Origin of the sequence: Rhodosalinus sp. K401 (assembly GCF_041365735.1) — a bacterium.
Classification (GTDB): Bacteria; Pseudomonadota; Alphaproteobacteria; order Rhodobacterales; family Rhodobacteraceae; genus Rhodosalinus.
This window is the reverse complement of record NZ_JBGFSI010000016.1, coordinates 20,054-46,170: the sequence shown is the minus strand read 5'-3', so window position 1 is coordinate 46,170 and position 26,117 is coordinate 20,054. Positions and strand designations below refer to the sequence as shown.

The 26,117-nt window shown below is 71.4% G+C and carries 26 protein-coding genes; 4 read left to right on the top strand and 22 right to left on the bottom strand.

Features of this window, described 5'->3' with window-relative positions:
* Positions 1-30: 30 nt before the first annotated feature.
* Genes AB6A66_RS15035 through AB6A66_RS15025 form a run of 3 tightly spaced genes read right to left on the bottom strand, consistent with a single transcriptional unit; the run spans position 31 to position 2,886 of the window.
* A complete protein-coding gene (locus AB6A66_RS15035) occupies positions 31-1,173 on the bottom strand; it encodes a PotD/PotF family extracellular solute-binding protein (RefSeq protein ID WP_371056537.1) in 1,143 nt (380 codons plus the stop codon).
* 52 nt (positions 1,174-1,225) lie between these two features.
* A complete protein-coding gene (locus AB6A66_RS15030; protein ID WP_371056526.1) occupies positions 1,226-2,020 on the bottom strand; it encodes an ABC transporter permease in 795 nt (264 codons plus the stop codon).
* Entirely contained in the window at positions 2,020-2,886 is an 867-nt protein-coding gene (locus tag AB6A66_RS15025) for an ABC transporter permease (protein WP_371036363.1), read from the bottom strand. The genes AB6A66_RS15030 and AB6A66_RS15025 overlap by 1 nt, the downstream gene beginning before the upstream one ends.
* A gap of 103 nt (positions 2,887-2,989) precedes the next feature.
* Between AB6A66_RS15025 and AB6A66_RS15020 the strand changes: the two genes are divergently transcribed.
* Positions 2,990-3,958, top strand: coding sequence for a LysR family transcriptional regulator (locus AB6A66_RS15020; protein ID WP_371056525.1), 969 nt, complete (start codon positions 2,990-2,992; stop codon positions 3,956-3,958).
* 35 nt (positions 3,959-3,993) lie between these two features.
* On the opposite strand, the gene AB6A66_RS15015 is transcribed toward AB6A66_RS15020, so the two are convergent.
* The 9 genes from AB6A66_RS15015 to AB6A66_RS14975 form a co-directional block, all read right to left on the bottom strand.
* On the bottom strand, positions 3,994-4,986 hold the full coding sequence (locus AB6A66_RS15015; protein ID WP_371056524.1) for a hypothetical protein: 993 nt from the start codon (positions 4,984-4,986) through the stop codon (positions 3,994-3,996).
* Positions 4,967-6,397 (bottom strand): MBOAT family protein, encoded by a 1,431-nt coding sequence (locus AB6A66_RS15010; RefSeq protein ID WP_371056523.1) that lies wholly within the window; start codon positions 6,395-6,397, stop codon positions 4,967-4,969. Before AB6A66_RS15010 ends, AB6A66_RS15015 begins: the two co-directional genes overlap by 20 nt.
* Before the next feature lie 21 nt (positions 6,398-6,418).
* Positions 6,419-6,958, bottom strand: coding sequence for a hypothetical protein (locus tag AB6A66_RS15005; protein ID WP_371056522.1), 540 nt, complete (start codon positions 6,956-6,958; stop codon positions 6,419-6,421).
* A gap of 25 nt (positions 6,959-6,983) precedes the next feature.
* Entirely contained in the window at positions 6,984-7,541 is a 558-nt protein-coding gene (locus AB6A66_RS15000; RefSeq protein WP_371056521.1) for a hypothetical protein, read from the bottom strand.
* Complete coding sequence (locus AB6A66_RS14995) at positions 7,538-7,834, bottom strand: type II toxin-antitoxin system MqsA family antitoxin (protein WP_371056520.1); 297 nt, start codon at positions 7,832-7,834, stop codon at positions 7,538-7,540. Before AB6A66_RS14995 ends, AB6A66_RS15000 begins: the two co-directional genes overlap by 4 nt.
* Positions 7,821-8,789: an alpha-ketoacid dehydrogenase subunit beta gene (locus tag AB6A66_RS14990; protein WP_371056519.1), complete on the bottom strand. Its 969-nt coding sequence runs from the start codon at positions 8,787-8,789 to the stop codon at positions 7,821-7,823. The genes AB6A66_RS14995 and AB6A66_RS14990 overlap by 14 nt, the downstream gene beginning before the upstream one ends.
* Positions 8,790-8,815: 26 nt before the next feature.
* Positions 8,816-10,033, bottom strand: coding sequence for a thiamine pyrophosphate-dependent dehydrogenase E1 component subunit alpha (locus AB6A66_RS14985; RefSeq protein ID WP_371056518.1), 1,218 nt, complete (start codon positions 10,031-10,033; stop codon positions 8,816-8,818).
* 104 nt (positions 10,034-10,137) lie between these two features.
* Entirely contained in the window at positions 10,138-10,920 is a 783-nt protein-coding gene (locus tag AB6A66_RS14980) for a Crp/Fnr family transcriptional regulator (RefSeq protein ID WP_371056517.1), read from the bottom strand.
* On the bottom strand, positions 10,917-11,351 hold the full coding sequence (locus AB6A66_RS14975) for a host attachment protein (protein ID WP_371056516.1): 435 nt from the start codon (positions 11,349-11,351) through the stop codon (positions 10,917-10,919). Before AB6A66_RS14975 ends, AB6A66_RS14980 begins: the two co-directional genes overlap by 4 nt.
* 289 nt (positions 11,352-11,640) lie before the next feature.
* On the opposite strand from AB6A66_RS14975, the gene AB6A66_RS14970 reads away from it, so the two are divergent.
* The 3 genes from AB6A66_RS14970 to AB6A66_RS14960 all read left to right on the top strand — a co-directional run bounded on the left by AB6A66_RS14970 (position 11,641) and on the right by AB6A66_RS14960 (position 16,456).
* Complete coding sequence (locus AB6A66_RS14970; RefSeq protein WP_371056515.1) at positions 11,641-12,315, top strand: Crp/Fnr family transcriptional regulator; 675 nt, start codon at positions 11,641-11,643, stop codon at positions 12,313-12,315.
* A gap of 77 nt (positions 12,316-12,392) precedes the next feature.
* A complete protein-coding gene (locus AB6A66_RS14965) occupies positions 12,393-15,323 on the top strand; it encodes a cation-translocating P-type ATPase (RefSeq protein ID WP_371056514.1) in 2,931 nt (976 codons plus the stop codon).
* Positions 15,308-16,456: a methionine adenosyltransferase domain-containing protein gene (locus tag AB6A66_RS14960; protein ID WP_371036376.1), complete on the top strand. Its 1,149-nt coding sequence runs from the start codon at positions 15,308-15,310 to the stop codon at positions 16,454-16,456. Before AB6A66_RS14965 ends, AB6A66_RS14960 begins: the two co-directional genes overlap by 16 nt.
* Here the strand turns inward: AB6A66_RS14960 and AB6A66_RS14955 are convergent.
* The 10 genes from AB6A66_RS14955 to AB6A66_RS14910 form a co-directional block, all read right to left on the bottom strand.
* Entirely contained in the window at positions 16,453-16,938 is a 486-nt protein-coding gene (locus AB6A66_RS14955) for a hypothetical protein (protein WP_371056513.1), read from the bottom strand. The genes AB6A66_RS14960 and AB6A66_RS14955 overlap by 4 nt on opposite strands.
* Positions 16,925-17,209, bottom strand: coding sequence for a DUF5132 domain-containing protein (locus tag AB6A66_RS14950; RefSeq protein ID WP_371036378.1), 285 nt, complete (start codon positions 17,207-17,209; stop codon positions 16,925-16,927). Before AB6A66_RS14950 ends, AB6A66_RS14955 begins: the two co-directional genes overlap by 14 nt.
* 118 nt (positions 17,210-17,327) lie before the next feature.
* On the bottom strand, positions 17,328-18,131 hold the full coding sequence (locus tag AB6A66_RS14945) for a hypothetical protein (protein ID WP_371056512.1): 804 nt from the start codon (positions 18,129-18,131) through the stop codon (positions 17,328-17,330).
* Positions 18,132-18,165: 34 nt separating this feature from the next.
* Positions 18,166-18,513 carry a hypothetical protein gene (locus tag AB6A66_RS14940; protein WP_371056511.1) on the bottom strand — a complete coding sequence of 116 codons (348 nt, stop codon included), beginning with the start codon at positions 18,511-18,513 and terminating at the stop codon, positions 18,166-18,168.
* A gap of 96 nt (positions 18,514-18,609) precedes the next feature.
* Entirely contained in the window at positions 18,610-19,635 is a 1,026-nt protein-coding gene (locus tag AB6A66_RS14935; protein ID WP_371056510.1) for a hypothetical protein, read from the bottom strand.
* Between the two features lie 20 nt (positions 19,636-19,655).
* Complete coding sequence (locus AB6A66_RS14930; RefSeq protein WP_371056509.1) at positions 19,656-21,710, bottom strand: dynamin family protein; 2,055 nt, start codon at positions 21,708-21,710, stop codon at positions 19,656-19,658.
* 96 nt (positions 21,711-21,806) lie between these two features.
* Complete coding sequence (locus AB6A66_RS14925) at positions 21,807-23,012, bottom strand: hypothetical protein (RefSeq protein WP_371056508.1); 1,206 nt, start codon at positions 23,010-23,012, stop codon at positions 21,807-21,809.
* Positions 23,009-23,935: a PP2C family serine/threonine-protein phosphatase gene (locus AB6A66_RS14920; protein WP_371056507.1), complete on the bottom strand. Its 927-nt coding sequence runs from the start codon at positions 23,933-23,935 to the stop codon at positions 23,009-23,011. The genes AB6A66_RS14925 and AB6A66_RS14920 overlap by 4 nt, the downstream gene beginning before the upstream one ends.
* Positions 23,919-24,761: an FHA domain-containing protein gene (locus AB6A66_RS14915; protein WP_371056506.1), complete on the bottom strand. Its 843-nt coding sequence runs from the start codon at positions 24,759-24,761 to the stop codon at positions 23,919-23,921. The genes AB6A66_RS14920 and AB6A66_RS14915 overlap by 17 nt, the downstream gene beginning before the upstream one ends.
* Positions 24,758-26,116, bottom strand: a complete 1,359-nt coding sequence (locus AB6A66_RS14910) for a serine/threonine-protein kinase (RefSeq protein ID WP_371056505.1) — start codon at positions 26,114-26,116, stop codon at positions 24,758-24,760. The genes AB6A66_RS14915 and AB6A66_RS14910 overlap by 4 nt, the downstream gene beginning before the upstream one ends.
* Between the last annotated feature and the right edge of the window lies 1 nt (position 26,117).

Sequence of the window (26,117 nt, the reverse complement as noted above, 5' to 3'; positions counted from 1 at the left end):
CGGCCCCGTCGCCGGGACCGCGCCCTGTCCTCAATACCCGCGCTGCACGCGGCTGAACTGCTTGGACCACTCCGCCTCGTTGCCGTTCCAGTATTCCGGATCGGCGAAGGTGAGGCCCGAGAGCGTGCCCGTCGGGTCGTAGGCCGGCAGCGTCGGGATCTTGTCGCCGAGATCCACCTTGGTCCCGTCGAGTGCGGGCGGATAGTTCTGCCCCTCGGCCACCGCGATCGAGGTCTCGGGCGCCAGCATGAAGTTCAGAAGCTCCTCGCAGGCCGAGACCGGCGAGCCCTTGATCACGAAAAGACACTCCTGCCAGCCGAACCCGCTCGGCGGGTCGTAATAGCCGATGTCGTGGCCCTGCTCCTGCAGCGCGGCGATGCGGCCCGACCAGCCCTCGGTGACGTAGATCTCCTCCTCGGCGAGAAGGCTCATCAGTTCCGCGCCCGAGCCCCAGTATTTCAGCGCGAGGTCGCGGTGCTGGCGGATCGCGTCCCAGACGGCGTCCATGTCCTGGATGTCGTTCGGGTCCTGCCCGGTCTGAAGCGCCCCGTACCAGATCCGCGTGCGCCAGTCCGACCAGCCGCCGATCTTGCCCTCGTAGGCCGCGTCGATCAGGATGCGCGCGCCCTTCTCCTGCATTTCCTCGTCGGAGATGTGCTTGCGGTTATAGGCAAGCCCCGTGGTCCCGTAATTGTAGGGCACCGCAGACAGCGCGTCGGGCGTGATCGCGCGGTAGGGCTCGACGAGCCGCGTCATCACCAGCTCGAAGTTGGGGATGTTCGCCAGGTCGAGCTCGGTCGTCAGGTCGAAGTTCCGGTACCGCGCGTAGTCGAACACGCCCGAGAGGTGGGCGATGTTGTACTCGCCCGGCTGGCTCGCGCGCACCTGGGCGAGATACTCGTCCCCGCCCGAGAAGGTGCCGTCCACCACCTCGATGCCGGTCTTGCCGGTGTAGGGGTCGAAGGCGTGTTCGCGGAACGCCTCCGACACCACGCCGCCCCAGCCGTCGAAGCGGATCTGGCTCACGTCCTGGGCATGGGCGTAGCGGGCGAAGGGCGTCTGCATCCCGTAGGCCAGCCCCGCCGCGCCGATGAGGCCGAGAAAGCCCCGGCGGTCGATGTCGCCGTTCCGGTAACGCTCCAGCAGTCGTTCGTAACGCGTTGTATCGTCTATTTTCCTGGTCATCTTCATCTCCTTGTCGGTCTGGGGTTGGGGGCGGCGGTTTTCACCCGCCGCTTCTGGTTGCGAGGGCCCGCGCCAGTGCCAGCCCCAGAAGGGGCAGGCCCACCGTCATGAGGATCATGACCGTGCCGAGCGCGTTGATCTCGGGAGAAATTGAATTCCGCAGCATCGAGAAGATCTGCGTGGGGACCGTCTCGACGCCGCCCGGCTTCCAGAACAGCGTGCCGGTGATGTCGTCGAAGCTGATGGTGAAGGCGAAGAGCGCGCCGGCCAGCACCGCCGGCAGCATGAGCGGCAGGGTGATCTCGAAGAAGGTCTGCACCGGCGAGGCGCCGAGCGACATCGCGGCCTCCTCCACGTCGCGGCGGATCGCCACCAGACGCGCCTGCACCACGAGGATCACGAAGGGCAGCGTGAAGATCACGTGCCCCAGAAGGAGCATCGTGAAGCTCTTGCCCAGTTCCAGGAAGTTCAGGAAGAGCAGCAGCGCCACGGCAAGCACCACCTCGGGCACGAGGATGGGCGCGATCAGGAGCGTCGTGATCATGTTCGCCGCCGGCACCCGGTAGCGCACCAGCGCGAGCGAGGCGAGCACGCCGAGGGTGGTGGAGATGATCGCCGTCAGCAGCCCAAGCGCGATGGAGGTGCGGAAGGCGCGCAGGATCGCCTCGTTCTGCGCCAGTTCCACGAACCAGCGAAACGAAAAGCCCGTCATGGGAAAGCTGCCGAACTGGCTCGCGTTGAAGCTGAGCAGCACCACCACCGCCACCGGCAGGAACATGAAGCCGTAGACCAGAAGCGTCCAGAAACGCACGAGATTCCAGCCGAGCCCCCCCATCAGCCGAGCCCCTTGGCCAGTTGCGCCATGCCGAGATAGCGGTTGTAGATCAGCACCAGCGCGCCCAGTACGATCAGCAGCATGAGCGAGAGCGCGGAGCCCAGCGGCCAGTTGAGCTGGGTGATGATCGCCTCGTAGACGAGGTTGGCGAACATCGCATCACGCGGCCCGCCCAGCACCATCGGCGTGATGTAGGTGCCCGCGCCCAGCACGAAGCACAGCAGCCCGCCCGCCGCGAGGCCAGGGAGCGAGAGCGGCAGCGTGACCTGCAGGAAGGCCTGCCACCGGGTGGCCCCGAGCGAGGTCGCCGCGTCCTCGAGGTTGGTGTCGATCCCGTCGAGGCTCACGAACACGTTGAGCACCATGAAGGGCAGCAGGAAGTGCACGAGGCCCAGGATCACGGTGGTCTCGTTGTAAAGCATCTGCACCGGCTCCGCGGTGATCCCGAGGGTCATCAGCAGCCAGTTCAACGCGCCGGAGACGCCCAGGATGTTGATCCAGCTCATCGTGCGGATGATGTAGCTGATCCAGAAGGGAAGGATCAGGAGAAGCAGAAGGATCGCCTTGTTTCCCTTTGACCTCGCGATGAAATAGGCCGCCGGATAGCCCATGAGCGCGCATACGAGCGTCGTGATCCCGGCGATCTTCAGCGTGCCCAGCAGGATGTCGCGGTAGAACGCATCGGTCAGCGCCTCCTGCCAGTTCGCGAGCGAAAGCGCCGGAATGTCCGCGCCCGTCGCCGAGCTCAGCCAGAAGGAATAGACCACGATGAAGAGAAGCGGCACGAACAGCAGGAAGGTGACCGCCGTCAGTGCGGGCGACAGCAGGATCCAGGGCTGGCGGGCTTCGCGGGCCTCGACGGACATGCACAGTCCTCGAAATGACGATTTCGAGCGAAGCTTGACCCCTCGTCCGGGTATAGATCAAATAGTTAACGAGAATTGTCATTATTGATAGGGTCTATGATCTATGGATCTGCCCGACGATCGCCGCGCGCCCGAGCGCACCATGCGAGAGCTGGACTGGAACCTCCTGCGCACCTTCGTCGTGCTGTCGGAATCGCGATCGGTGACGGAGGCCGCGAACCGGCTGCGACTGGCGCAGCCCTCCGTTTCGGCGGCGCTGAAGCGGCTGGAGGCGCGCATCGGCAAGCGCCTCATCGACCGTGGCCCGGGACGGTTCCGCCTGACCGAGGCGGGCGAGCGTCTCAAGCGCGAGGCGGTGGACATCCAGGGCTCGATCCTGCGCATCGCCACGCTCATGCGCGAGCTTCCCGACGAGATCAGCGGCCATGTCCGCCTCGCCGTGGCCAGCCACGTGGTCTGCCCGCTCTTCGACCGGGTGCTCGCGGAATTTCACGCGTGCCACCCCAAGGCCACGCTTTCCATCGACGTGCACACCAGCGCCGAGGCCGTCGCGCGGGTCACCGACAAGAGCGCGACGCTCGCCGTCTGCCTCGTGCGCGAGCGCAACCCGCGGCTTGAATACAGCCGGCTATATCGCGAATATTTTGGCCTTTTCTGCGGCCCGTCGCATCCGCTTTTCGGGCGAGAGGGCCTTGCCGTCGGCGATCTGGCGGGGCAGGACGCGGTCAGCTTCGAGACCGACCGGCTGGGCGACGTGCTCCGCCCGGTGACGCTCATGCGCGCCGAGGCGCGGATCGGCGAGCGGGTGATCGGCGTCTCCAGCCACCTCGAGGAGGTGCGGCGGATGATCGTCGCGGGGCTCGGCGTGGGCTCGCTTCCCGTGCACGTCGCGGCGCGCGACATGGCCGACGGGCTGCTCTGGCAGCTGCCGCCCTACGAGGCTCTGCCCGCCATCGACGTGCACGTGGTGTGGAACCCCAGGACACGCATGAACCGCGCCGAGTCCTCCTTTCTAAAGCTGTTGCAGGCGGCCATCGAAACCACGCCGATCGAGGCGCGGACCTACCGCTGAGGCGGCGCGTCGCGGGACTGGCCGTGCGGCCCGCCCTACCCGCCCTCCGTCTCGGGCGGATCGCTGAGCAGCTCCCGCAAGTGCCTGTCGTAAAGCGCCTCGACGCCCGCGCGGTTCAGGTGGTCGGTGTCGAAGTAGAATTCCGGCACATCGAGCGCGGCGGACAGATCCACAAGCGGCACGCCCGCCGCGTCGAGGGTCCGCGACAGCGCCGCCTCGAACGCCGGGGGGCGCGGTGCAGCGGCGCGGAACGCCTCGGGCACGGGCAGGCGCAGCACCACGACCCGCGTGCCCGCCGATCCGAGCCTGTCGAGAAGACGGGCGAAATCCTCCAGCGCCGGTCGCGCCTGCGCGAGTTCCGCGCCATCGGGGTAAAGGAACTCCATCCGCGCCCGCACGGCGTGGCGCGAGGGGCGGTGCACGCGGTCGAACGCGGCCTCCCCCTCCCAGCCCTGCGCCGGGAAGCGCTCCGGCGGGTTCAGCTTCGAAAACCCGGTGAGATAGTCGAGCAGCGCGCGGGGATCGACACCCTCCGCCCTCACCGCCCCCGCCAGCAGCGCGACGGTCGAGGCCCGCAGCGGCGTCAGGCGCAGCAGGGCGCGATCCTCGATACGCCCCGCGTTCCAGCGCCGATCGAAGAAGGCGAAATCGTCCAGCACGTAAAGCGCGCGTGCAGGCGCCACGTCACGGAGGGCCTGATCGGCCACCATCCGCATGTAAAGCGGCCCGGCCCCCGTTTCGGCGAGGATCAGCATCCGTTGTCCGGTGTCCTCCTCGAGCCGCCGCGGCACCTCTCCCCAGTCGAGGGGCAGCGCGTGCGACGCGCCGAGGACGACCCAGTCCGCTGCCGCGCCCCGCGCGGCCAGCAGCCGCTGGAACGGCGCCTCCGCGCCGGCCCGGGCCACGCGGAATTCGGCGATCACGGCGGCGGCGGCGTAAAGTGCGAGGAACCCTGCCGCAAAGAGCCCGAGCCCTGCCCAGCTCGGTCGGGCACGCTTGAGGTTTTGATCAGAACTGCATGTAGACAAAGCTTTCTCCCTGCCAGCGGCCAATCAGCACGAGGGCGAAGAGCGCGGCGTACCACCCTGCCCAGCGCAAGGCGCGCGGCGCCCTCGCAAGGCGCAGGCGGATGGCGCGGCTTTCCTGCGCGGCCTCGCACAAGAGCAGCCCCGCCACGAGCGCGGCGAGAAAACCGTGCTCGGCGGTGAAGGGGTAGCGCACGACGAGCCCGGGAAGCTCCGGCAGCGCCGCCCAGATGCGCCGGGCCACGGTCACGCCGTCGGAAAGCCCGCCCGCACGGAAGAAGATCCAGCTCACGAGAACGAGGTGGAAGACGACGATCGCCGCGAGGATCGCGTGGACCCGCGCCCAGGGCGACCCCTCGAGCCGCGCGGCCAGGCGCGCGCGCCAGGGCGCGAGCCCGCGCTCGGCACAGAGATAGATGCCGTTCAGCGCCCCCCACACGACGAAGCCCGCGCCGATCCCGTAGCCGAGCCCCGCGTGCCAGACCCCGCTGACGACGAAGACGACCATGATCGCCGCATAGACCCGCAGCGGGCCCGCCCGCCGGCCCAGAAGCGGGCGGAAGAGATAGTCGCGGAACCATTGCGACAGCGAGATGTGCCAGCGCTCCGACCAGAACGTGCCGATGGAAGTGGCGAAATACGCGCGGCGGAAATTGCGGTTGAGCTCGATCCCGAAAAGCCGCGAACTGCCCCGCGCGATATCGGTGTAGCCCGAGAAGTCGCAGTAGATCTGGAATGCGAAGAAGTAGGTTGCGAGCAGAAGCTCCATCGGCACCGCGTAGGCGGGCGCGGCGTAGGCGCGATCCACGAAGGGCGCGAGGTTGTCGGCCACCACGACCTTTTTCACCAGCCCCCAGACGATGAGTTGCGCCGCGCCCGCCACGAGCGCGGGATGCAGGCGCGGCGCCTGGGCCAACTGCGCGGCGAAGGGCTTCGCCCGCTCGATCGGGCCGGCGAGGATCTTCGGGAACCAGGCGAGCAGAAGAAGCTCCTGCCCCGGCGTCGCGCCGAGCGCCCGCGCCTGCCGGTAGCGGTCCGCCAGCAGCGCGATGGCCGTGAAGGCGTAGAAGGAGAAGCCCGGCGGCGCCTCGAGCCCCAGTTCGAGCGGCAGGCCGAGCGCCGCGACGGCCGCGTCGTGATACTTGAGCGCCCACATGAGGGCCAGGATCGCGCCCACCCCGGCCCAGAGCGCCGCCCCCCGCCTCGCCGCGTCTTCCCGGGCAAGCCGCCGGCCCGCCGCCAGCGCGACCGCCGCCACCGCGCCCAGCGCGACGAGGTGCGACAGCCCGAAGGAGGCGTAGAAGCCAAGGCTCGCCAGGACCAGCACGGGCAGCCGGGCGCGGCCCGGCAGCGCCCAGGCGGCGAGCGCGACGGCCGGAAGAAAGATCAGGTAGCCGAGGGAGGTGAACAGCATCCCCGCCCCCGGCCCCGCGCCTCAGTAGGAGGCGCCGCCCGCGCGCAACTCGCGGGGGATGAGGTCGATCGGGATGCCCGCATTGACCACCAGGTACTCCGCGAGCAGCCGGCGGTCGGCCTCGGTCATCTCGATCTCGATGTGGCTGGGCGAGTTCATGGTGCCGAGCCACGCCTCGACGGTGCGGTCCTGCGTGACCGTGACCGTGATGATGTGACAGGACTGGCAGAGCGCGAGCGCGAGGTCGCGCCCGTCGCGCGGCATCTCGCCCCCGGGGTCGAAGGGCGCGCGCGCGGCGAGATACTGGGCGAGCGTCTCGGTCTGCCACTGGTCGAGGTCCGTATCCCCGAGGCGGGCCATCCACGCGTCCTCGTGGGCGTCCTCGGTCGCCACGGCCCGTGCGAGTCCCTCCGGCGCGTTTCCGTCGAGAAGCCCCGCGAGCAGCGTCCGCCCGCCATCGGGGATGAAGGAGAAGATGTCGTCCTCCTGGGCAAGCGCCAGCCCGGCGGCGAGCCCCGCGACGGCGGTGGCGGAGAAGGCGAGGTATCTCGGCGGTCTCATGGGCGCATCTCCCTCGGGTCTGGGCTCAGAAACGGAGTTCGGGCGGCACGTCGCCGACCTTCATCGGCATGTTGAGCGCCGAGTAGGTCGCGAAGGTGGCGCGCTCCGTCTCCGTCATCGGTATCTCGAGGTGGAAGGGCGCCTTGAAGGTGCTCTTCCACCCTTCCACGTCGCGGTCATGCGTCAGGTAGCCGGTGAACATGGAATGGCAGAACTGGCACTGCGCGACGGCGAGGTCCTTCCCGTCGGGCGGCAGGAGCGCGGGATCGCCGCTGTCCGCCAGACGCTCCAGCACGTCGGTCCCGACGGGAAAATTCAGCTCGGCATAGGCGGCGAAGGTCCGGGCGGCGACATCCTCGATGTCCGGGGCCCGCGACCGCGCCCACGCCGTCCAGGCGTCCGCGTCGGCCTCGCGCCCCGCGGTCCTCGCCAGCAGGGCCGGATCGTCCCCGCCCAGCCGCTCGGCGAGGATCGTCCGGCCGCCGGGCGGCATGAAGCCGAACGTGTCGCCCCCTTGGGCGAAGGCCGCCGCGCCCGCCAGCGCGACAGCCAGCGCCGCGGCGCGGGGTCCGGAACCTGTCATCCCCCGCCCCCCTCATCCGGCGCGAGGCGGAAGACCGGCACGGAAAGATGCCGCGCCGCGCGCGCCTCGGGAAATCCCGAGCCGCGCAGCCTGTCGAGCCGCATCGCCGTCTCGTCGTCGTAGAAACGCTCGTTGCAGCCGGTGCAGACGAGCGCGGGCACGTCCTCGACCACCACGAGGCGCTCGCCCTCCCAAAGCGCGGTCTGCACCCTTGTCTCTTCCAGGTGGCCGCCCCGGCACAGGTCGCACACCGGGGCGGCGGGCAGGTCGGCGCGCGCCTCAGAGAAGGGCACGGGCCGCCTCCACCACGTTTTCGGGGCCCGGCCGCATCCACAGGAACATCTCCGGCGAGGCGGGCGGCGGCGCGTCTGGGAAGGCCACGCGCTTGACCTTCACCCCGTCCACGTTCTCCACCGCGCGCGCGATCACCTCCGCGCCCGGGCAGAGCGTGTAGTAGGACTGGTCCACCGTAAGCAGCCGCCTGGTCTTGGCGACCGAGGTCACGATGGTCTCGGTGTCCATCTGGTTGAGCGCGCGCAGGTCGATCACCTCCACGCTCGCGCCCTCGCCGGTCAGCGTCTCGGCGGCCTTGAGCGCGGTGCGCATCCCCGCGCCCGAACTCACGATGGTCAGGTCGCTTCCCTCCATCCGCACGGCGGCCTTGTCGAGCGGCACCTCGAACGCCTCGTCCGGCACCTCCTCGGTGAGCGTCCGCAGCCCCGCCGGGTAGAGGTAGACGACCGGGTCGGGCGAGCGCAGCGCGGCGTGCATCAGCCCCTTGGCGTCATGGGGCGTGGACGGGATCACCGTGCGCACGCCGGGGATGTGCATGTAGTAGCTGTCCTCCTCGTAGCAGGAGTGCTGCTGTCCGAAGCCCGGCGTCTGTCCGGTCATCTCGATGATCCAGACCACCGGCACCGAGGCCCGTCCGCCCGTCTTGTGGCGCAGCTTGCTGGCCACGTTCTGGATCACCTCGAAGGGCATGCACGCGCCCTGGTAGGGGATGTAGGTGGCCGATTTCGACCCCGCGAGGCCCGCGCCGATCACCGCCGAGGCCATCCAGTTCTCGTCGATGCCGGTGTTGACCACGCGCTTTCGCCCGAACTCGGTCTCCAGGTTGATCACCGGCTGGCCCGGGTTCGAGGCCACCGGCGGGGTCAGTTCGAAGATCCAGGTCATCGCCGGGTCTTCGCGCATCTCGTGCTGCACGGCCTCGAGGACCGAATACATCCAGCTTTTCTGTGCCATCTTGGTATCCTCCGGTCAGCGGGCCATCATCCGAATTGACGGGCGGGCACGGTGCCTTCGGCAAACACGTGCTTGAGCCCGTCCTCGGGGTTGCAAAGCGGCTGCGAGAGCCCCCATTCGAAGGCGGCCTCGATCTCGGCCTTGACCTCCTTCTCGATATCGGCCGCGCCGGCCTCGTCGGTCACGCCCCAGTCCACCAGCACCCGGCGGCAGATATCCACCGGATCGCGCTGCATCCATTCGCGCAGCTCGCGCTCGGGCCGGAAGGAGGTGATCGCCAGCGGGTCGTATCCGAAGGCGCCGAGTTCTCCCTCCTTGGCGCCGGGCGCGCCCCAGTGGTTGTAGTAGCGGTAGGTCTTGGCCTCGATGAAGCTTGGCCCACCGCCGGCGCGCGCGCGCTCCACGGCCTCTTTCGCCGCGTTGTAGACCTGCATCACGTCCTGCCCGTCCACCGTGCGCGACGGGATGCCGTAGGCGGCCGCGGCCGAGGCGATGTCCTCGTGCGGGCACGACAGCGAGTAATGCGCGTACTGGTGATAGAGGTTGTTCTCGCACACGTAGATGAGCGGCAGGTCCAGAAGCTTCGCGTTGTTGAGGGTGGAGTGGAAATGCGGCGCGGCGTAATTGCCGTCGCCGGCGAAGACCACCGCGACCTGGTCGGATCCCCGCGCGCGGAACGCGAAGGCCGAGCCGCTGGCGATCACCGGCGCGGGACCGATCATGCCGTCGGCGCCGGCGAAGCCCACATCGGGGTCGGCGATGTGCATCTCGGCGCCGTAGCCGCCGTTCATGCCGGTGGCGCGAAAGTCCATCTCGGCGACCATCTTCGGAATGTCGACGCCCTTGGCGATGGCGTGCCCCGAGGGCCGGTGCGACGAGTAGACGAGGTCGAGCTGGTCGCGCGGGCCCGAATTGCGCAGGTTGGCGCAGACGCCGGTCGCCACGGCCTCCTGGCCCGCGTAGAAGTGATTGTAGCCGCGATAATCTGGGTTCGTCAGCATCTGGTCGGCCTGCGTGCGCTCATGCCAGCGGATGCGCAGGATCGTGCGATACATGTCGATCAGCTTTTCGTCCGGCAGGTCGTGGGCGTAGTAGGGCACCTCCATCTGGCCCCAGGCCCGGCGGCCGACCGAAACGGCGGCCCCCGTCAGGGCGGCGAGTTTCAGGAAGCCGCGCCGCGAGTTCGACGCGGGCACATCCTCGCATCCGGTCTCCGCGACCGGGGTATCGGCAGTGTCGTGCATGGTTTTCCTCCCGAGTTCGGCGCGGATGCCCCGCGCCCCGCGGTCGCCGGACTCCTCCCTTCCGGGACCGCTTGAGGGCAGGATACGCCCGGCCCGGCGCCGAATCATTGATGGCGCACAACGCTCCGGTCGCCGCGCGGGCCGATCACCTGCCACGGCGCGGGGCCCGGGGCGCCCTCCGCGCCGGCCGGGTCGAGCCGCGCGAGCCGCCTGAGGCCCGCGATGTCGGGGATCCGGTAGCGGTGGCGGGCAAGCGTCTCGACCAGCCCCTCGTCGGCGAGCCCCCTGACCACGCGACTCACCGTTTCGACGGTGGTGTCGGACATGTCCGCCCAGTCGCCGCGCGACACCCGCATCGTCACGCGCAGACTGCCGTCGGGCAGACGGTCCACCGGCATGCACTCGGTCGCCTGAACGAGAAACGCGATGACCCGTTCCCGGCTCGTCAGCCGGCCGCGCAGCCAGATCGCGTCCTGCAGGCGTCGCAGATGCGCGGCGGCGTTGTCGAGGATCCGGTGCCGCAGCGCGGTGTCCCGCCCGAAGGCCGCGCGGAAGGCGGCGCCCGAGATCTCGCAGACCTCGGTGTCGCTCGCCGCCTCGACCGAAAAGCCCAGCGCGCGCCCGGGAAAGGCCGGCACCACGTCTCCCGCCGCGAGGAGCGCCATCACCACCCGGTCGCCGTCGCACCCGAAGCGCAACATGCGCAGATAGCCGCGCCGCAGCAGGAAGAGACGTTCCGGCATCTCCCCTTCGTGGACGAGGGTCTCGCCCTTGGCGAGATGGCGCACGCGCACGCCGCTCAACGCGGCGAACCGGCAGTCCCCGCCCTTGCGCAGCTCGCATGTCCCACAAACCCGCTTGGACGGCAGTGTGGCGATATCGGTCATGGTCTCTCTCCGCTGATGCGATGACTCTCGAAAGATTGCAGAACCGTCGCGCGCAGCGTCGTTTCTGGCAGGATCACGAGGTTGCGCGGCTCTTCCAGAATGACGGTGGACCAGAGCGCGGGCGGTGCGGCGGCGCGCAGCGCCGACAGCATCCGTGGTTCGGCGAAAACGGCCAGCCGGGTGAAATCCCCGGCCACGCGATGGGTGTCGAGAAACCGCAGAAGCGTGCGCGCGAATTGCGCGACGTCTTCCTCGGGCCCGGCTGCGGTGCCCGGCGCGGCGCCGGACAGCGCGGCGCGCATGCCGCGCGCCTGCGGCCGCTCCACGAGTTCCGTCGGCGGGTCGGCATCACCGCCGCCACGCTCGAGGCCGCGAAGGATGCGCGCGCGCACGCAATCCGACACCAACGCCCAGATCCGAAACGCAACCATTCCCCCTCCCGCGAATGATCGGGCCTCGATCCGAGCATGAACCTTCCGTAACGTCATTGACTGCCGTCAACCGATCCGCATTGTGCGATAATCGGAAAGTGCTGCGTCCCGGACGGTAGCCGTGCTACCTTTGTCGTCTGGCGTGCAGTGACCACCGCGCGGTGGCATGGGGGACCTTATGATCGAAACGAAGCCTGCCAGGCAGGACGGGCCCAGGGACGGTTGCGGCCTGAGCGCCATGCCCTTGTTCCGCGCGCTTCCCGCAACCGTGCGGACGGAGCTGGCCGCCATGGCCAAGCCCATCCGCTACGCCCGCGACGAGACGGTCTTTCCCGCCCATGTGCCGCAGGATCACGTGGGCTGCGTCACCCGGGGCGTGCTGAGGCTGGAGAAGCTGCTTTCCGACGGACAGCAGCAGATCATCGGCATCCTCGTGGCCTCCGACATGTTCGGCCGGATGTTCGACGGGCCCCTCGGCTACGCGATCGAGGCCGCCACCGACGCCGAGGTCTGCCTGTTCCGCCGCGGGCCGTTCGAGGATCTGCTGGGACGGTCGCCGGAACTCGAGAAGCTGGTGATCCTCAACATCCTGAACGAGGTGGACGCGGCGCTCGAATGGGTGGGCGTGCTCGCCAACCGCAAGGTTTCGGCCCGGGCGGCCTCCTTCCTGCTGATGCTCTGCCGCCGCTGGGCCGCGCAGACCGGCGCGCTCTCGCTCGACCACGGGCGGATCGAGGTGAACGTGCCGCTCCGCCGGCACGACCTCGCGCTTTTCCTCGGCACTCGCCCCGAGACGCTGAGCCGCGCCTTCCATAGCCTGGCAGAGGACGGCTTCATCGCCATGCACTCCCCCTACCTGTTCGAGATCCGCGACCTCGACGGGCTGACACGGCTTTCGGGGCAGGACTATCTCTCGGACACCGACCCGCTTCTGCAACTGGCGCGCGCCGCGTCGAACAGCTGAACGCGGCGGGCGCCTTGACCGGCGTCAAGGCCGCGGGTCACATCACCGGGCATCAACGGCCCATGGGATCCTGCGCCGTGCAGACCGCCGCCTCCGAGGGGATCACGCTTGCCCACCGCACGCGCGGCGGCCGGATCCGCCTGCGCGTGCCCCCCCTGCCCGACCACGCGCGCAGCATGGCCCGCCTTGGCGCGGCGCTCGCCGCCGACCCGCGCGTCGAGGAGGTGCGCGCGCGGGCCGCGACCGGCAGCGTCATCCTGCGCGCGCCCGCGCTGACGAGCGACGCGGCGGTCCTGTCGCTTGCGCGGGAGGCGCTCGGCCGCGCCCTCTCGCCGGACGCGCCGGCCCCCTCTCGCGGCGCGCCGCGGCCGGAACGGGCGGCGCGGAACTGGCACGCCGAGCCCGCCGAGGACGTGCTGGCAAGTCTCGGCACGGACCCGGACCGGGGCCTCGGCGACACGCAGGCCGAACGGCGCCGCGCCCGCCACGGCCCGAACGTGCTGCCGCAGGACGAGCGGCAATCGCAGTTGACCCTCTTCGCGCAACAGTTCAACAGCCTGCCGGTCGCCATGCTCACCGTCTCGTCGGTGTTTTCCATCGCCACGGGCGGGGTCGCGGACGCGGTGGCCACGCTGTCGGTCGTGGGCGTCAACGCCGTCTTCGGCTTCGTCACGGAAGGACAGGCCGAGGCCGCGATCCACAAGCTCATGGACACCTCACAGGAGGAGGTGAGCGCGATCCGCGGCGGCCGGCGGCTGCGCATCGGCGCCGCGCATCTCGTTCCCGGCGACATCGTGGAGGTGCGCGCGGGCACGCAACTGGCCGCCGACATGCGCCTTCTCGCGGCCGAGAACCTGCGGGTGGACGAATCCGCGCTGACCGGGGAAACGCTTCCCGTCTCGAAGGATCCCGCCGCGCGGGTCGAGGCCGATGCGCCGGTGGGCGCGCGCGCCACCCTGCTGCATGGCGGCACGCTGGTGGCCGAGGGGTCGGGCCGCGCGGTCGTCGTGGAAACCGGCGCGCACACCGCGGCGGCGCGGATCTCGCTCCTGAGCAGCGGCGCGCAACGGCCCCGCGCCCCCGTCGAGGAAGAGCTCGAACGGCTGAGCGGCACGCTCGCGAAGCTTTCGCTGCTCGCCTGCGGGGCGTTCTTCGGCATAGGCTGGGCGCGCGGCATGGCGCTGTCGGCGATCCTGAAGGACGCGCTCGCGCTCGCCGTGGCGGCCGTGCCCGAGGGGCTGCCGGTCGTGGCCACCACCACGATGTCGCTGGGGCTGCGGCGGATGGAGAGGAAGGGCATCCTCGTGCGCCAGATGGACGCGGTGGAGACGCTGGGCGCGCTTCAGGTCATCTGCCTCGACAAGACGGGCACGCTGACACGCAACCGTCTCACGGTCTGCGAGGGGGCGGCGGGCCTTCGGCGGACCGAAGAACTTGCGGATCCCGCGCTCGCCACGCTGGCCGAGGTGGCCGCGCTCAACAACGACGCAGAGCCCGGCGCCGATGGGGCCCGGGGCTCCTCGGGAACCGAGCGCGCGCTCCTCGATTTCGCCGCCGCCCACGGCGTCGACGCGGCGGCGCTGCGCGCCGCGTCCCCGCGCGACGGCGTGGTCGAGCGCACGCTGAGCCGGCCATGGATGGCCACGACCCACGGCGACGGGACGGGCTGTTTCCTGGTGAAGGGATCGCCCGACGCGGTGCTGGCCATGTGCGACAGCTACCTCGAGGATGGCGAGCACTGCGCCCTCGACGAGGAGACGCGCGCGCGGGTCCGGCAACTCAACGACGAGATCGCGGCGCGGCCCGCGCGGGTACTGGGCTTCGCGCGCGGGCCGGTTCCCGACGATCCGGAGAGCCCCGCGGGCCTGACCTGGCTCGGCCTTCTGGGCATGTCGGACCCGGTCCGCGAGGGTGCGAAGGACTTCATCGCGGCGATGCACGGCGCGGGCCTGCGCACCATCATGATCACCGGCGACCAGGTCGCCACCGCCGAGGCCATCGCCCGCGAACTCGACCTGGCCGCGGGCGAGGCGCTCCGCATCGTGGACGCGCCGCGGCTGGGCGATCTCTCGCCCGAGGTGCTGGCCGGCATCGCACGCCGGACCCATGTCTTCTCGCGGGTGAGCGCGCAGCACAAGCTCGCCATCGTCAAGGCGTTGCAAAGCTCGGGCCAGGTGGTCGCGATGACGGGCGACGGGGTGAACGACGGGCCGGCGCTCAAGGCCGCCGACATCGGCATCGCCATGGGCGCCACCGGCACCGACCTCGCCCGCGAGGTCGCGAACGTCGTCATCCGCGACGACGAGCTGCGCACGCTGGAGGACGCCATCGCGCAGGGCCGTTCGGTCTACCGCAACATTCGCCGCGCGCTGGAGTTCCTGATCACCACCAACATGTCCGAGATCGCCGTCGGGCTGGTGGAGGCCGCCCACGGCCCGAACGAGCTCGAGACGCCGATGGAGCTTCTCTGGATCAACCTCGTCAGCGACGTGCTGCCGGGCCTCGGCCTCGCGCTCGCGGACCCGGACCCGGACGTGATGCGCCGCCCGCCCCGCGCGCCGGGAGAGCCGATCATCCCCGAGCGCGATTTCCGCCGCATGGGCCTCGATGGCGGGACCATCGCCGCGTCCGCGCTGGTGTCGCATTTCGTGGGGCTCGCCCGCTACGGGCCGGGGCCGAAAACGCGGGGGATGACCTTCCTGTCGCTGTCGCTCGGGCAGCTTCTCTACACCATGATGTGCCAGCGCTCGGACGTCCGAGAGCTTCGGCCCGACAAGCTTCTGGAGAACCGCGCGCTCGACGGGGCGGTGCTCGTCTCCTCGGGGCTCGCGGTGCTGCCCTTCTTCGTGCCGCCGCTCCGGCGGCTTCTCGGTGTCGCGCCCATCGGGCTTTCGGACAGCGCGATCGCGCTCACCGGCGCGGTGGCGCCGGCCGCGGCGGTCCTTGCCCGGCGCGGCGTGCGCATCGACCTCGACACGGTGGAGGGACGCCCATGCGGGACTTCGTGATGACCTCGGATTCGGTGACGGCCGGGCATCCGGACAAGCTTTGCGACCGGATCAGCGACGCGGTGGTGGACGCCTGGCTCTGCCACGGGCTGCGCGCGGGCGTCGCGGCGGAATGCGCCGTGGCCTCCGGCGTGGTGTTCCTGTCCGTCCGGTCGGGCGCGGGCGCGCCGGTGGATCCGGCCGCCATCGCGCGCAAGGTGGTCGCGGAGGCGGGCTATGGCGATGATGCCGAGGACGGCGATGCCCCGACCGTGGTCCTCGAGATGCGCGAGGACGATACGCTCTCGCCCGACCGCGTGACCGAGGCCGTCTCGCGCCACATGGTCACCGCCTTCGGCTACGCGGTGGCGGGGGCGCCCGCGGCGATGCCCGCCCCCATCGAGGCCGCCCACCGGATCACCGCCGCGCTCGATGCCGCGCGCAAGGACGGGCGCCTGCCCTGGCTGAGCCCCGACGCGCAGGCGCAGGTGGCGGTGCGCCATGCCGATCGCCGGGCGGCGGAGGTGACCGCCATCGCGCTCAACGTCGCGCTGGCCGAGGCGATGTCCCACGCCACCGTGCGCGAGGCGCTCGAGGCCGAGATCGTGGGCCCCGCCCTCGACGGGCTCGGGGTGGGCCGCATGCGGGACATGCGCTTCTCGCTCACCGTGCACCCTGGCCGGGGCGGTCCCTCGGCCCACTCCGGCCTGACCGGGCGCAAGACCGGCGACGACACCTACGGCGCCTTCATCCGCCACGGCGGCTCGGCGCTGAGCGGCAAGGACCCGTCGCGCGTGGACCGCATCGCCGCCTACGCCGCGCGCCACGCCGCCCGCGCCGTCACCGCGGCGGGGCTGGCGCGGGAATGCGAGGTGCAGCTCTCCTACATGCCGGGCGACTCCGCCCCCCATGACCTGGAGGTGGACAGCCACGGCTCCGGCGCCTTGCCCGACGCCGAGATCGCGCGCAGGCTCGCCCGCGCCATCGACTTCCGCGTGGGCGCGATCCAGGAGCGCTTCGGCCTCTGGGAGCTGCCGGGCCGCCATGACGGCAGCTTCTACCAGCGCCTCGCGGCGCACGGGCACATGGGGCGCGAGCGCCTCGGCGCACCGTGGGAGGACACGGACGCCGCCGCGTCGCTGGCGCGCGGCTAGCCGCGCTTGCCGCGTTCGAGAAGCGAGAAGGCCGTCATGGCGAGCGTCGTGGCCGGGCCCGCCACCCGCCCGCGCGCCAGCTGAACGATCGCCGCGCCCAGAAGCGCGACCGCCAGCGTGCTGCGCAGATCGAGCGCGCCCTCCGTCCGGCGCGCGAGTTCCATGTCGGTCCGCGCAAGGCCGAGCTGCATGACCTGCCCCACCGCCACCGGCCTCGGCGCATCGACGATCCGGACGAGGTCCGATCCCGCCAGGGCCTCCAGCACCTCCCCGGCCGGGGCCAGCGTCTCGATGATGACGCTGCCGGTCCGCGGGCGCACCAGCGCGCGCGCCACCCCCGTCAGGTCGGCCAGCCCGTCGGCGAAGGCCGCAAGCGCCGCCCCCTGGGGCACCGGCGACTGGAAGCGCAGGCGCAGGCGGCGGCCGGAGCGGTGCACGAGGCAGAGGCGGGGCGGTCGGGCCGTGCCCTCAGTCGGCGTCATCGGCAGCGCCCGGGGCGGCCGTGCCGGCCGCCTCCTGCGCGGCGGCGTGGCGCTCGGCCTCCATTTCCTCGCGGATCTCCGCGGCGATGTCCTCGAAGTGCTCGAACGCCTCCGCCCCCGCCTTGCGGAACTCGTCATAGGCGACGGTTCCGGTGCGCAGCGCGGCCCGCGCCAGCGGCTTGCTCGCGCGGCCGACCGCCGGGGCGACGCCGGGGATCAGCATGACGGCGCCGACCGCGACCGTCGCGCCGAGAAGGAAAGACTTGTTCATGTCGGACGCCCGCTCCATCTGCGATCGTCGCGAATGCTACACGCTGCGCCGGCGCGACAAAAGTCCCCGGCGCGGCAGAGGCGGAAAAATCCGCGCCCCCCGCTTCCGGCCCCCGCGGTCAGGTGGCGCGCACGCTCTGCCAGAGCCGCATGGCCGGCGCGAGGCCCGCGTCGTCCAGCAGGGCGATCAGCATGTCGCCGCCCTGCCCCGCCACGGCGAGATGCCCGCCGGCCGGCGCGGGCAGGCCGAAAAGCAGAAGCCCCTCCTCCCGAAGCTCCGCGGCGGGCGGTGTTTCGCCGCCCACCAGCCCTTCGAGCGCCGTCTCGCTCCAGCCGGTCAGCGTCTCGATCAGCGCCCCGTCGCCCTTGAGCACCGTGATCTGCGCGCCGCTCGCGCGGAAGGCGGCCCGCAGATGCGCCTCGAGCCCCTCCACGAGCGCCGCCAGCGCATCCCCGCCGGCCCGTTTCGGCGCGAGCGCCGTGCCGACGCCCAGCGCCTCGGCAAGGCGCGCGGCCGAGATCCCGGTCTCGCCCGTCTCGGTGCCGTCGCCGCGCGGCGCGGAGGAAACCCGCAGCCGCGACGCGCCGCCCGCAAGACCGCTCAGCAGCGCGGCGAGGGCTTCGAGGTGATCCTCCTCCGCGCCGGAAAGCGGCGTCCCGGCGAGCGCCTCGGCCTCAGGGCCCAGACCGTCCGGCAAGGGCGGAACGAGCCGCAAGAGACGCCGCCCCGACGCCTCGCAGAGAAGCCGGCCACGCCCCTCGAAATCGAAGGCGATCACGCGGCCGAGGACGGTGGCGTCGATCTGCCGGACGATGACGGCGAGCGCGTCCTCGGGGGCCGAAAGCGCATGTTCCCGCGCGGGCGCCACCCCTTCGGAGGCCACCCGCCGCAGCACGGCGCGCAGATCGTCGAGCCCGTTCAAGGGCGCGCCCCCCGGCCCATGGGTCCGGACCCGCTCATCCCGCCCCCGCGAACGCGGCGCGCCCCGCCTCGAGAAGCCGCTCGGGCGGGACGCCCGGCGCGCAGAGGCAGCACAGCGCCTCGCCCGGCTCGGCGGGATCGCGGAAAAAGGCGCGGCAGGTCACCGGGGTCAGCACCACGGCGGTGTCGGGCTCCGCCCCCTCGAACGCGCCCGCGCCGGAAAGGAGCCGGGCCGCCTCGGCGCACAGCGCGTCGAGGTTCTCCTGCGGGTGTTTCAGCGCGGCGTCGGCGGCGAGCACGGTCCCCGAGAAAACGTCGGCGAACACCGCGAGTTCGCATTCGGGCAGATCGGCGCGCAGCTGGGCGAGATCATCGGCGGTCATCGGCGGGCCTGTCCGGGTCTGTGGATGCCCGCCGTTCTGCGTCAGCGCGCCCGCGGATACAAGCCCCGCGTGCGCGCCGCCCGGGCCGCGCCCCCGTCAGAAGAGCGACGGCGCCTTCTCGCCCGGCCCCGGGCGTGCGCGGCGGCGGCCGCCGCCCGATGGCGGCGCCACGCGGCGCGGCAGCACTGCGGCGTCGGCCGGTGCCGGCTCTCCGGGGCGTTCGGGCTGCGCCTCGTCCTCGTCGGGGCCCGCGGCGTCGGTGTCGGGCGCCCCGGCGCTCTCCTGCGGCGGCTGCCCGCTCTGGCGGGCGCGCAGGCGATCGGCGATCTTTTCGGGTGCCGCGGCCTCCGCGCCCGCCGACCCGGTCTCGGCCGGGGCCGCCGAGGGAAGGCGCGGCGCGCCCTTCGGACGCCGGGCGACCTGCTCGACGAGATCCTCCAGAAGCTCCACCAGCGCATCGGTGAAGGCCGCCGCGCCGCTTTCCTCCCAGAGCTCGGGATCGCCCTCGGCCTCCAGCGCCTCGGTAAGCGAGATCGGGTAGACGGCGTGGAAACAACCCTCGACCGCGCGCTCCACCCGGCGGAAGACGCGCGTCCGGTCGGTCTCGGACAGGATCTTGTCCATCCGCGTGACGAGCAGCAGGCTCTTCTCCTGCAATTCGAGCGGCACCTCCTCCCAGACCGCGGCCTCGGACTGGCGCCAGGCCTGGGTGGCCGGCGTGCACCAGATCACCGCATCCGCCTCCTCGAGCACGGCCTGCCAGACTTCGGGATCCATGTTCGGGTCCGAGGTGCCGGGCGCGTCGATGAGGTCGCAAAGCCCGAGGATGCCCGCGCGCAGGAAGACGCGCACGGCGCGCGTGTCCTCCACGCCGACGCGGCTGAGGCCCTCGGCGTCGAGCCTGACATGCTCGCCCGCATGGGTGATGCGGAAGGGCGCACCGTCGCCTTCGCTGTACCACACCGGGGGCAGCTGGGTGGCGATCACCTTCACGGGCGAGACGGCCTGCTCCATCAGCAGGTTCGCCAGCGTGCTCTTGCCGGAACTGAATTCGCCCATCAGCACGATGCGGGGCTTGCGGCCGCTCACGGGCAGGCTCTGGATCTCGCTGGTCTCGGACATGGGTCGCGCCCTCCTCCGGGTCAGGTGTTGTCGAAGGCTGCCAGCACCGACAGCGTGGATTTCAGCGTGTCCCAGCGCTGCTGGCCGCCGCCGATCTGCGCGCGCAGCTCGCCCGCGTCGAGATCGGCGCGCTCGGCCAGGTCCATGAGGACCGCGCGCTGGCCCGACAGGAATTCCGCGAGCGCCGCCTCGATCCCCCGCGCGTAGGCGGCCGCGTGATCGGTCTCGAGCGCCTGCACGACGGGCAGCGTCTCGGCGTGGATGAGATCGGTGAACTCGCGCGCGAAGGACGCGTAGCTGCGCCGCCGCCGCCACCAGCGGGTCCACCAGTTGCCCTTGAGGTCGAGCGCGATGGTCTGACCCAGAAGCACCGGCGCGGGGGCGGCGGGCACCGGCGGCGCCTCGAGCGCGAAACTCTTCTCGGGGATGGAGAAGGCGCGCAGGTAGAGATCGCAGATCTCCGATGTGGTGCGGTAGAACACGTCCTCGCCGATCTTCGAGGCCGCGCGCGCGTAGACCCGATAGCCGGAGCGCAGAAGCAGGCGCAGCCCGCTCGGCTCGTAGATCCAGACCTTCTTTTCGCCGTGCTTCTCCAGGTGCTGGATGAGCGAGGCGACCGCACGGTCGAGGAAGGTGCGGTGCGTGCCGGCCGCGCGCCCGCGGAAGTCGTCGAGCGCGGCGTCGAGGCGGCTGCGCAGCTCTTCCAGCCGTTCGGCCTCGATCCGGTCGATCTCGGCGCCGATCCGGTCCGGGTCGATCGGCGTGACGGACGCGCCCTCCGCGCCGCGCGAGACGACGCTGCGCGAGGCGGAAAGACCGTTCGCGAGGTTGCGCGCCGCGCGCGCGATCTTCGCCTCGAGCTCCGCGCCGGGGCCGCTGTCGGCGCGTTCGGCGATGGCCTTGCCGAGCGCGGGCAAGCCCGACAGGCTCCAGATCATCGAGTCGACGGACGGGTCGGCGTTCTCGGCGGACACCTCCGACTGCGCCCAGTTGAGCAGCGCCTCGCCGCTCGCGCCCTTGAGCCCGTCATAGCGGCCGCTCAGCGCGTGGTTGGCCCAGAAGGCGCTGCCGAAGATGATCTGCGCCTCGGCCGGGCCGCCATGGCTCTGCAGCGTGGCCCGGATGCTGTCGCGGATCTCCGGCACCTCCCGCCCCGGGTCGGCCAGCTCGTCGATGCGGTTCACGAAGATGACGACCTCGCGCGACTTGATGTTCGAGATCAGCCGGATCAGCGCCATGTCCACCGACGACAGCGCCTGATGCGCCGACAGCACCACCACGCAGATCCGGCTTTCGCGGATCGCGTGGATGGTGATCTGCTCGCGGATCATGAAGGTGTCGTTCACGCCCGGCGTGTCGCGGATGCACAGCTTCATCGGCAGCTCGGGCTGACCGAAATGCAGGTCCGCGGCCTTGGTGATGTCGGCGAAACGGCCCTGCCGGTCCTCCGGGCTGGCGTCGAGATCGTCGCCGAGGCAGACGTAACGCTGGACGAGCTCCTCGTCGAAATAGCCGTAGTCATGCTCCTGCCCGAGCAGCATCTCGAACTTCCGGCCGAGCCTGCGGCGCGATTTCTCGCGCATCTCCTCGAGCTGCTGTCGGACCTTCTCGATCTCCTGCTCGGCGCCGGCGCGGCGGGCCAGCTCGCCCACGCGGCCGCCGCGCTCCAGCAGCCGGCCCCACTCCTCCTCGCTGAAGAAACGGAACCGCGCCGAATTGCCCACCGCGGTCTGGCGCGGGTCCATGTGCAGGGAGGTGACCACCGAGGTCCACGGATTGACGTCGGCCGGCAGAAGGCCCGGCCAGCCGATCATCGCGTTGACGAGCGAGGTCTTGCCCGCCTTCACCTGCCCGATCATCGTCACGCTCGGCTCGAACTCGCGCAGCCGCTTGCGCATCCGCTGCGCGGCGATGTCGATCGCGCGATCGCCGGCCTCGCCGATATCGGCGATGGCCCGGTCGAGGGTCTCGATCCGGCCGGCGAGGCCCGAGAACCCGGCATAGGTGGCCGACAGGAGGCCCGATTTCGGCGGCACACGCTCGGCAGGGTCGAGGCGGAGTTTTTCGGCAGTCATGTCAAACGGTCCCCCGGGGGATGGCGGCGCGGCCCGGCGGGGGCCACGCGGCGTGGTCAGGTCGGCGCGGCGCGCCGGCGATGGGGCGCAGCGGGGTCATGCCGCGAGTTCCTGCGCGAACTCCTCGCGCAGTTGCAGAAGAAGCGTCGCGGCCTCGCGGGCCTGCTCCTCGCCGCCCTCGAGCTGGAGCAGCACGGCAAGCTCGCTCGCCTCGATCACCGCGCGGTGCAGCGCGGCGCCCGAGACGTCGTCGGGCGCGTCGGCCTCCAGCAGGTCGGCCAGGCGCTCGGTGGTCTCCGTGCAATGGGCCAGCACGTCGCCGGCCCAGCCGCCCTGCGCCTCGGCGTCGGCGAGGCGTTCGAGAAGCGCGCGGGCGCGGGCGCGGAGGTAGAGAAAGGGGCGCGACAGGCGCATCACGTCGGCCGGGCGGCGCGGTTCGGCCACGGCCGCGCCCGGATCGGCGGGCGGGGACCCCGCGTCGGCGGGACGGTTCGGCGCGGGGGCGCTGTCGTCTTCGGCGTCCGCGGTCTCGGCGGCGGGCCTCGGCTCGAAGCGGTTCAGGAACAGCATCGCGGCGTCCAGATCCTCGGCCAGCGCGTGGTCGATGTCGCGCGCGAGGCGCGCGAAAAGCGCCTCCATGCCCGCCAGCGTCCCGGCCGTGCCGTCAGCCGCCGGCGCGACGGGGTAGCGTCCGTCGAAGCCGGCCTCGGCCCAGCCTTCGACGGCGGGCGCGTCCGGGTCGGTCTGCACCAGAAGCGCGTGATGCTTGAGCGCCTCGGGCCCGTCGCGCCAGAACGCCCGCTCCTCCTCGCCGAAGCGCCGCGTGCACCAGAGCGCCAGATCGGTGCGCGGCGCACACCAGCGCAGCGCCGCGCGCATGTCGCGCGGCGTGCCCTCGGCCGCCACCAGAAGAAAGGACATGCGGCGCAGCGCGGGCAGCGGCGCCTCGATCCGCAGGAAGACCGCGCCCTTGGCCAGAAGCGCCGCGTCGGGCAGCCCGTCGCGTGTCAGCGTCGCGCCGTCCGCGAGCGTGGCCGTGGTCCGCGCCGCCTCGCCGAAGGCAAGCTGGCAGGTCGGCGGCACCGTGTCGCCGGCCGCGATCGCATGTCCGGCAAACGCATCGAGAAGCCGGCGCTTTCCCGCCCCCGGCAGGCCCAGGATCGCCACGCGGACGGGACGGCGCAGCGCGTCGATGATGCGCCCGCAGCGATCCGCGGCACGCGGCGGCAGGGCGCGCGCGTCGCGTGCCGCCTCCAGCCGGGCCAGCGCGCCGGCCGCGTCGATGCGCGGGGCGACCGTCACGTCGACCTCCGCTGGCGCGCGCCGCCGACAAGCTGGCGCAGGGCGCCGAAGGCGCTGGCCGCCGCCGCGCCGGGCGCGAAGCGGCCATCGGCCCCGGGAAGAAAGGGCGCCATGCCCCGGCGCGAGGGCGTCTGCGCGTCCGAAACCCGGATGACGACCAGCGCGACGTTGTCCTGGTCGGGATCGTCGAGCGCGGCCACGCCGTCGAGCAACGCCGCGGCGATCGCGTCGCTCGACTGCGCGGAATGACGCCCGAGAATGCCCGCGATCGTGGCGTCGTCGAGGAATTGCAGACCGTCGCTGGCCATCAGCACCACGTCGCCCTGCACAAGCGGAAGCGGCTCTGCCGGGCAGTCCATCCGCTCGATCGCCTCTCCCATCAGCACCGCTGACAGGCAATTGCGCTGCGGGTGGCAGCGCGCCACCTCGGCGTCCATCAGCCCCTCGCTCACCATCAGGTCGATCTGCGCCGCCAGGGAGTGGTCCTCGTTGAGCCGCGAGAGGGCTCCGTCGCGAAAGAGGTAGAGCGGCGAGTCGCCCACCGACGCCCAGTGCAGGCAGCCGCCCTGCACCACGGTGGCCACGACGGTCCCGCCCATCCCGTCGCGGTCGCTCCGGGCGTCGCCATGGGCGCGGACGCTTTCGTTCGCGCCCTCCACCGCGTGACGCAGGATGGCCGGGGTGGCGTCGCGGAAGCGGTCGGCCTCGGCGCCGTGCAGCATGAGTTCGCTGAAGACCTCCGTGACGATGAGACGGCTCGCCAGGTCGCCCGCGGCATGGCCGCCCATGCCGTCCGACAGCACGGCGATGCCGATCTCCCCGCCTTGGGGAAAGCCCGTGATCACGGCATCCTCCTGCCGCTCCCGGCGCCCCTGAGACAGCGCCGAGGCGGTATCGAGAAGCAGTTCAGCGGCCTGCAGCATCGGCCTGCCCGTCCGTTTCGCCCAACTCCCAACGGAAGCCGGGACCGCACAGGGCGACGAAGCGCAGCACCGTCTTGCCCACGCGGATCAGGTCGCCATCCTCCAGATCCTCGGTGGCGAGCACGGGGTTGCCATTGCGCCGCACGATGTTCGACTTGCCGCCGTGACCGACGAAGAAGCGGTTCTGCTCGTCGTCGTAGGCGACCGCCGCGTGGTGATCGCGCGAGATGCTGGTATCGCCGAAATCGAGCTGGATGGTCTGCCCGTCGCCCCGCCCGATGGTCGACACGCCCGCGGCGACCGAGAAGGAGGCCCCGCGGCCGGGCCCTTCCACCACGACGAGCCAGCCGGCCGGGAACTCGGCGGTGGGCGCGCGCGCGACGGGCGGCTGCGCGAAGACATCCTTCGGCAACTCCTCGCCGTGAAAGCCCAAAAGCCGGGTCTTGACCCGTCCGGCGCGCGCGGTCCGGCCGGGCGCCACGGCCGGGGCGGGCGCCTCGGGGGCCGCATCCTCCCGGTCGGGGTCCGGCTCCGGCTCGAGATCCCAGATCTTCGGCGCGGCGGTCTCGGCGTCGTCGGCGCCGTCCTGCGCGGGCGCCTCGGGCGCGGGCGGCGCGGTGCGGGCCCCGGCGATCTGGACGAGCTCCTCGGCGACGTCGCGCCCGGGCGTGTCGCCGCCGTTCTCCGCCGTCGCCCCGCCCTCGGCGCGGCGCGGGCGCTCGGCCGCGATCTCGGCGAAATCCCGGACATAGGGCACGTCTTCGGAACTGTCCTCCTGGCGCGCCCGGGGGCGCTTGCGCACGATCACGTCTCGGAGCTGCCTCATCTCTGTCTCTGCGCCTCTCTGTAATTGCCGGGACGGGTTCGGGGCCGCCGCCACAGGAACCGGGCCGCGCCCGAAAGCAGCCGTGGCAGCAGCCGCGGCGCCGGGGCGGCGGCGGGCGGCGCGGCCGCGGGCCCGCGGCTGGCGGCAGGCCGCGCCTCCGCCTCCGGATAAAGATCCTCGAAGGAGACGGGATCGCGGCGCGGACGGATCCGCGACGGGAAGTCGGACATCCGCGAGCCGACCGGCACGGTCAGCGGCTCGCCCGGCGCCCGCGCCGCGACCGCCTCCCGGGCCGCGGCCTCCGTGGCCGATGGCGCGGTCCTGTCGTCCTCTTCGATCGCCTGAAGGGACTGCGTGACGAGCATGGAGATCTTGTGCTCCATGTCCTTGTCCTTCTGCGCCTGGGCGCGCAGCATGGCCTCGCGGCGCTCGGTGTCCACCATCTCGCGCCACTCCTCGGCGCTGTCGAGGCGATCCTTGGGAAAGACGCTCAGGCACTGGTTGAGCGCGGTGAGGAAATAGGCGTCGTAGCCCTTCGTGCCGTTGCCGAGGGGGACATAGGGGTCGAGGCGGTTCTCGGCCGTCGCGGCAAGCCGCAGGTGGCTGTTCGGCGGCGGACGGCCGTTGATGAGATGGTAGAAGGTGGCGGCAAGGGCGTAGAGATCGCTCGAGCGGCCCTGGTAGCTGCCCGCGAGGTAGTATTCCTGCGGCGAGTAGCCGTCCTTCACCGTGTGCACCTTGGACAGGATCCGGCTGGCGCGGCTCGCGCTTTCGCGCGCCGCGCCGAAGTCGATCAGCACCGGACTGTTGTCGGGATCGAGCAGGATGTTGTCGGGCGAGATGTCGCGGTGCAGGATCCCGCGCTCGTGGATGTAGGCCACGGCGTCGAGCAACTGGATCAGCAGCCGCTTTATCGTCCGGGGCGTCAGCAGGTCCCGCTCCTCCTCCATGATCTGGAGAAGGTCCCGCCCCTCGATGAAATCGAGCGCCATGTAGGCGGTGCCGTTGTCCTTGAAGATCTGGTGCACGCCCACGATGTTCGGATGCTCGAGCGCGGAAAGCGCGCGCGCCTCGCGCTCGAACAGCTCGATGATCTTGTCGAAATCGGACTGGTAGGAGCGCGAGCGCAGCCGCACGTTGTCGCTCTTGCGGCAGCACATGGCGCCGGGAAAGCACTCCTTGATCACGACCTTCCGGCCCAGGCTGTCGCGCGCAAGATAGGTGATCCCGAACCCGCCGGAGTTCAGGTAGCTGTCGATGGTGTACTGGCCGCCGCACAGCTCGGTCCCGGGGCGCAGCGCGTCCCCGAACTCTTCTGCCGGATCGACGGCGATGTCTTCGGTCTGCTCGGTCACG